This window comes from Streptomyces sp. RP5T (assembly GCF_003933965.1).
GTDB lineage: Bacteria > Actinomycetota > Actinomycetes > Streptomycetales > Streptomycetaceae > Streptomyces.
Genome location: NZ_RSAJ01000754.1, coordinates 1 through 3,447, shown reverse-complemented (window position 1 = coordinate 3,447; position 3,447 = coordinate 1). Strand labels below are relative to the sequence as shown.

Annotated in this window: 3 protein-coding genes; 1 reads left to right on the top strand and 2 read right to left on the bottom strand. The window is 72.7% G+C overall.

Going from position 1 to position 3,447, the window contains the following annotated elements:
- Positions 1 to 78: 78 nt before the first annotated feature.
- Both EHS43_RS40415 and EHS43_RS40410 read right to left on the bottom strand, forming a co-directional pair.
- Positions 79 to 1,161, bottom strand: coding sequence for an NDP-sugar synthase (locus EHS43_RS40415; protein WP_125195523.1), 1,083 nt, complete (start codon positions 1,159 to 1,161; stop codon positions 79 to 81).
- A gap of 174 nt (positions 1,162 to 1,335) precedes the next feature.
- Positions 1,336 to 2,775: an N-acetylmuramoyl-L-alanine amidase gene (locus EHS43_RS40410; RefSeq protein WP_125195522.1), complete on the bottom strand. Its 1,440-nt coding sequence runs from the start codon at positions 2,773 to 2,775 to the stop codon at positions 1,336 to 1,338.
- A 129-nt stretch (positions 2,776 to 2,904) separates the two neighbouring features.
- On the opposite strand from EHS43_RS40410, the gene EHS43_RS40405 reads away from it, so the two are divergent.
- Positions 2,905 to 3,447, top strand: a 543-nt coding sequence (locus tag EHS43_RS40405; RefSeq protein WP_125195521.1) for a TIGR03089 family protein, incomplete at its 3' end; no start/stop codon positions are given.

Sequence of the window (3,447 nt, the reverse complement as noted above, 5' to 3'; positions counted from 1 at the left end):
CAGGGGCTCCGCCCCCGGACCCCCGCTCCTCAAACGCCGGAGGGGCTGGATTCACCTGGGCTCATGGGCGGGCCGGCCTCACTGGTCCGACGAGAAGCGGACCGCTCCCGCCGGGATCCTCGCGTCGCACCAGATTCTCGTGCCGTCCAGCAGTTCGTTGTCGGCGCCGACGACCGCGCCGTCGCCTATGACCGTGCCCGTGAGGACGGAGCGTTCGCCCACGCGTGCCCTGGTGCCGATCAGCGAGTCGGTGATGACGGCGCCCGGTTCGATCACCGCGCCCGGCAGGATCGTCGATCCGGAGACCCGGGCGCCCTCGGCGACGAACGCGCCCTCGCCGACCACCGTGCCGTCCGTCAGCTTGGCATCGGGGGCGACCCGGGCCGTGGGGAGGATCAGACGGTCGCCGCAGCGGCCGGGGACCGCCGGGGAGGGGGCCCGGCCGAGGACCAGGTCCGCCGAGCCGCGCACGAAGGCGGCGGGGGTGCCGAGGTCCAGCCAGTACGTCGAGTCGACCATGCCCTGGAGGTGGGCTCCGGCCGACAGGAGCTCGGGGAAGGTCTCGCGTTCGACCGAGACCGGGCGGCCCTGCGGGATCGTGTCGATGACCGAGCGGCGGAAGACGTACGCCCCCGCGTTGATCTGGTCGGTGACGATCTCCTCGGGAGTCTGGGGTTTCTCCAGGAAGGCCAGGACCCGGCCGGTCTCGTCGGTGGGGACCAGGCCGTAGGCCCGGGGGTCCGTGACCTTGGTGAGGTGGAGGGAGACGTCGGCGTGCGTGGTCTCGTGGGTGCGCACCAGGGCCCTGATGTCCAGGCCCGTCAGGATGTCGCCGTTGAAGATCAGGACCGGGTCGTCGGGGGCGGAGTGCAGCCGGGAGGCCACGTTGCGGATCGCGCCGCCGGTGCCGAGGGGCTCCTCCTCGGTGACGTACTCGAGGTGGAGCCCCAGGGCCGAACCGTCCCCGAAGTGCGGTTCGAAGACCTCGGCCAGGTAGCTCGTCGCGAGGACGATGTGATCGACGCCCGCCGCTCTGGCTCTGGCCAGCTGATGCGTGAGGAAGGGGACGCCGGCCGCGCGGACCATGGGCTTGGGCGTATGGACCGTGAGGGGTCGCAGCCTCGTGCCCTTGCCGCCGACCAGGAGGATCGCTTCTGTCACCTGTCGTCTCCGCTTCCTGCCGGGACCGGCCCGAACTGTCTTTCGACCGGCCAGTGTATGCAGACCGTTGTGCGGCACCTTCGGCGGCCGTGCGGCATTCGCGCCTGCCCCCCGACGGCGGTGAAACGGGTGGTACGGACTCCCCCGCGCACTCTCCCCGGCCTGCGGCGACCGTCAACGACCCTGGAGACGGGCGGCTGTCGTACGGGTGGACCCGAGTTTGCGGTAGAGCTGCCATCCGGGGCACTGGGTGGCGAAGCCGTCCCGGTGGCCGGAGATCACGTTCAGTCGTACCTTCCTACCCTTCGGATAGAGGTTGCCACCGCCCGACTTCAGATACGTCTTGCCCTTGGGGTTGGCGCCGTGGAGACCGAGCTTCCACGCGGCGAGCCGTGCGACGGCCTTCGTCACGGCGGCGGGCGGCTTCTTGGAGCCGTAGCTGCCGAGGACGGCGATCCCCATGCTGTTGGAGTTGAAGCCGAGGGTGTGGGCGCCGAGGACCGGCTTCGCCACCCCGCCGGCGCGGCCCTCGTAGATGTTTCCGCACTTGTCGACGAGGAAGTTGTAGCCGATGTCCCGCCAGCCCATGCTCTTGACGTGGTAGCGGTAGATACCGCGGATGAGTGAGGGTGCCTGCGTGCAGCGGTACCCGTTGCCGGACGCCGTGTGGTGGACGAAGGCCGCCTTGACCTTCTTCGTGTAGACGAACTTCCCCTCGCGCAGCCGCTCGTCGGCGCCCCAGCCGCGGCGGGTGACGATGCGCGGGCGCGGTCCGATGTACGGCTTCACCCGCTGCTGCCCCGTCAACTGCCCGGCACGCAGGGTGTACAGCTCCTCTTCGGTCTGCTGCCGGTCCAGCGCCGGGATCTCGGTGGCGTCGGGGCCGGCGAGACCGTCGTTGGCGGCGGCCGCGTCCGTCCGGGCGAGGTCGTCGGCGGACTCGGCGGATTCGGCGGGGTCGGCGGTGGGCGCGGAGCGGGGTGCGAGGGCGCGCCGGGGTGCGCCCGCCGCGCTCTCCTGCCGGACGGGCGCCGGCGCGCTCTCCCCCGGGTCCACGAGTTCCAGACGCAGACCCGCCGGGAGCGGGGCGGTCGTGGTCGCCGTACGGGAGCCGCGGGCCGTGTCCTCGGTCCTGCGGTCGGCCTCGGCGCGGACCCGTACCTCCACGCCGTCGGAGTCACCCACCCACAGCGGTGCGGTGGCGCCGCGGACGCGGCCGGAGGTGCGCTCGGCGGTGCCGGGGTCGGCGGCGTCGTCGTTGTGGGTCTCCAGGTCCTGCCAGCCCGTCCAGGTGTCGGTGCCGGACGCGCGGGTGCGGACCTGGACGCGGCCGTGCAGCACGGTGTCCGGATCGTCCCAGACCACGCCCACGAGGGAGAAGTGCCGTACGTCCCGGCGGGGCAGGCCCTGTTCGGCGACCGGCGCGAGGGTGCGGTCACGGGAGGCGAGGGGCGCGAGGGGCAGCGACTGGGTGCCCCCGAGCGCTTCCGCGGCCGACGCCGGTCTCGCGGTCGCCGGTGACACCGGTCTCGCCGCGGCGGCGGGCGAGGTGAGGGGAAGGGCGAGGGCGACCGCGCAGGTGACGCCGACGGAGGAAGCAAGAAGTCCACGCATGCTCCCGATCGTGGACATAGTCATATAAATCTGTCCATCGGGGAACTGACGGACCGTCGGGTGCCGTTGCGCCGAACCGGTGGCCCCGCGCGGAGGTGGCCGACCGCGCGCCCGCGTACGCTTTCGCGGGTGAACGCCACTGATCGCACCCCTGCCGACCTGCTGCGTTCCGCGCTCGCCGCGGATCCCGGACGCCCCCTGGTGACCTTCTACGACGATGCCACGGGCGAACGTGTCGAATTGTCCGTGGCCACCTTCGCCAATTGGGTGGCCAAGACCTCGAACCTCCTCCAGGGCGACCTCGCCGCGGCGCCGGGTGACCGGGTGACGCTGTTGCTGCCCGCACACTGGCAGACGGCGGTGTGGCTGCTGGCGTGCGCGTCGGTGGGGGTGGTCGCGGACGTGGGCGGCGATCCGGCCGCGGCCGACGTGGTGGTGAGCGGGCCGGACACGCTGGAGGCGGCTCGGGCGTGCTCCGGGGAGCGGGTCGCGCTGGCGCTGCGGCCGCTGGGCGGGCGGTTCCCGCAGCCGCCGGAGGGGTTCGTCGACTACGCCGTGGAGGTGCCGGGGCAGGGCGACCGGTTCGCACCCTTCGCTCCGGTGGATCCGGACGAGCCCGCGCTGGTCGTCGCCGGGCGGGAGTTCAGCGGGGCGGAGGTCGTCGAGCGGGCC

Coding starts and splice junctions, on each gene's coding strand:
- EHS43_RS40410 (WP_125195522.1), bottom strand. CDS start 2,775: ATGCGTGGACTTCTTGCTTCCTCCGTCGGCGTCACCTGCGCGGTCGCC.